Here is a 2,574-nt window from a genome sequence, read left to right as displayed (position 1 = left end):
CTGAGGCTGAGGCTCTTATCAACGCCAAGGTTCCAACCTCTGGATTGGCTGCTGCGCACCTGACGCTGAATCTGGGACACGATCCGCTCTCTGAACCGCAATGGGGAAACTATGTTGTAGACAATGATCAGTAGCCCCATGCCATAAGCTGACCACACATAAACACCGTGACCACCCATGTGTATCAAACTGGCCAGATTTTCAAAATACATAGTCATCAATTCTCCTGTCTGGCCAATACGGTCTTGTGAACCCATTTAGTTCGGCGCTCACGGTCCAGTATTTCGGTTCGCAAACGGAGAATAAGGACGACGGTAAAAAACAGATAAAAAGCCGCAATACTGATCAGCAGAGGCCAAAGCATCTCAGGTGCCATGGACGGCTTCTCGGTTAACTTGAGCGTGGCGCCCTGGTGCAGGGTATTCCACCACTGAACAGAAAATTTGATGATAGGGATATTAATCACCCCAACCAGAGTCAGGATGGCGCAGGCTTTGGCCGAGGTATTGGTGTTTCTCATGGCGCCTCGAAGGGCGATGACCCCCATATAGAGGAACAGCAGAATCAGCATAGAGGTCAGTCTGGCATCCCAGACCCACCAGGTTCCCCAGGTCGGTTTACCCCAGATGGCACCTGTTATCAGAGCCAACAGGCAGAAAGAAGCCCCGATGGGTGCACAACACTTGAGTGCCATATCAGCCAGTTTCATTTTCCACACCAGAGTGACGATACCTGCAAAGGCCATCATCACGTAGATAGCGGATGCCAGAAAGGCGGTAGGAACGTGGATAAATATGATCCGGTAACTATTACCCTGCAGATAGTCCGGTGGCGCAAATACCAGGCCCCAGATCAAGCCGGTTGCCATTAACAGGGCTGCCACAATGGCCAACCAGGGCAACCATTTGCCACTGATCTCGTAAAACCATTTGGGCGAGCCCAGTTTGTGAAAAAAAGTCCAGTTCATTTTTTACTCTACCGTGACTGGTTCCTGTTGCTCAGTCTGCAACTATTCTCAGTGATGCGGCTATCGCCAGAGGCGCCAGACACAATCCAAATATCAGCAATGCTGCCATCCACAATAAGTGCCCTGAATAGGACATACCCTCCACTGCCGTCTGAACGGCACCTGTCCCGAAAATCAAAACAGGAATATATAAAGGTAAAGAGAGCAATGTCAGTAGTATTCCTCCCCTCTGAACACGCACTGTCAGCGCAGCACCAATAGCTCCGGCGAGACTCATCAGGGGTGTTCCCACCAGCAGACTCAGTATTAATGCAGGGAAAGCCTGTGTCGGTAAATGCAACATCAAGGCCAGTAAGGGGGCCATAACAATCAGTGCCACACCGGTCGTCAGCCAATGCGCAGAAATTTTAGCCAACACCAGTAAAGGCAATGGGTGGGGCGACAATAATAGCTGATCCAGTGAGCCGTCTTCCTGGTCACTTCTGAACAGGGAGTCGAGGGAGAGAAGGACTGCCAGCAAAGCACCTATCCAGACAATGCCCCCGGCTAACTGAGACAAAAGTTCTTTTTCAGGGGCGATACCCAGAGGAAACAGACTGGCGACCATCAGATAAAAGGCCACCGGATTCAAGGTCTGCCCCGGTGTCCGAAAGGCCAGTGTAAGGTCTCGTTTAACCATTCCCAGAAATGCCCGGCCACCCCGTAATGAAGTGTCACTCATAACCAGGCCCCTGACTCTTCATGACCGGTCTCTTCATCTGAAGCGGCATATGCCTCCAGAGGCAGCTTTGTGACCCGGTCAGAGAGCTTTGACAAACTCTGATGGCTGGTCATTACCACAGCACCGTTTTTTTTGACATGCCGGGCCAGCAGTTGTTCAAGCCAGGCCACTCCCTCCATATCAATCGCCGTAAAGGGCTCATCGAGAATCCAGAGCGGCGTGGCTGACAACGAAAGGTCTGCCAGAGCCACCCGTCTGTGCTGCCCTGCCGAAAGCTGCCCACAGGGAATCTCTTCATAGCCAGCAAGGTTCACTTGCTCCAGCGCCGAAAAAATCGACGGTTCCGGGTAACGTTCGTTACGAAGGTTTGAGCGCCAGAGAATATTCTCAATCGGAGTGAGTTCAGTTTTAACGGCAGGCTTGTGACCAAAGTAAAATGTCGACAACCTAAATTCCGCATAGATGCTGGAAAGCTTCTGCCCCTGCCAGATCACCTCGCCACGATAATCGCCGCAGAGGCCAGCCAGCACTCTCAAAAGCGTGGTCTTACCCGCTCCGTTACAGCCTTCTACCTGTAGCAGTTGACCGGGGGACAGTTGAATGGAGAGATTTGAAAAAAGAACACGATCGTCTCGTTCACACTCCAGCTTAGCCACTTCGAGCAAGTCGTTTTCCCTAAAATCTGTCAGTCAAATGAGTCTTTCGGAGACCCTTGGCGTCTCAGCCCTTATACGGCTGAAATTTCATAGCAGTTTACGATTGACGTCTGTTGACTGTTCAAAAAATACTCTGACAGCCATAAAGTCGGACAGGATTATATCGAAAAAGACGTTCGTTCCGAAGTAATTAACTATCTAGATTGGGTAAATCCGCTGAAATTGAACTG

Annotated in this window: 4 protein-coding genes; all 4 read right to left on the bottom strand. The window is 50.7% G+C overall.

Translation table 11 applies throughout. The annotated features are described in order from the left end of the window. Positions 1-218: heme exporter protein CcmD (ccmD, locus tag KDK18_RS07285; RefSeq protein WP_257254225.1), on the bottom strand; the 218-nt coding region annotated here is incomplete at its 3' end. Continuing rightward, entirely contained in the window at positions 218-967 is a 750-nt protein-coding gene (locus KDK18_RS07280) for a heme ABC transporter permease (protein ID WP_257254224.1), read from the bottom strand. The genes KDK18_RS07280 and ccmD, both read right to left, overlap by 1 nt. 31 nt (positions 968-998) lie before the next feature. Beyond that, entirely contained in the window at positions 999-1,688 is a 690-nt protein-coding gene (ccmB, locus tag KDK18_RS07275) for a heme exporter protein CcmB (RefSeq protein ID WP_257254222.1), read from the bottom strand. Beyond that, complete coding sequence (ccmA, locus tag KDK18_RS07270) at positions 1,685-2,353, bottom strand: cytochrome c biogenesis heme-transporting ATPase CcmA (RefSeq protein ID WP_257254220.1); 669 nt, start codon at positions 2,351-2,353, stop codon at positions 1,685-1,687. The genes ccmB and ccmA overlap by 4 nt, the downstream gene beginning before the upstream one ends. Between the last annotated feature and the right edge of the window lie 221 nt (positions 2,354-2,574).

Source organism: Endozoicomonas sp. SESOKO3, assembly GCF_024606255.1.
This window is presented reverse-complemented; position numbering and strand designations above follow the sequence as displayed.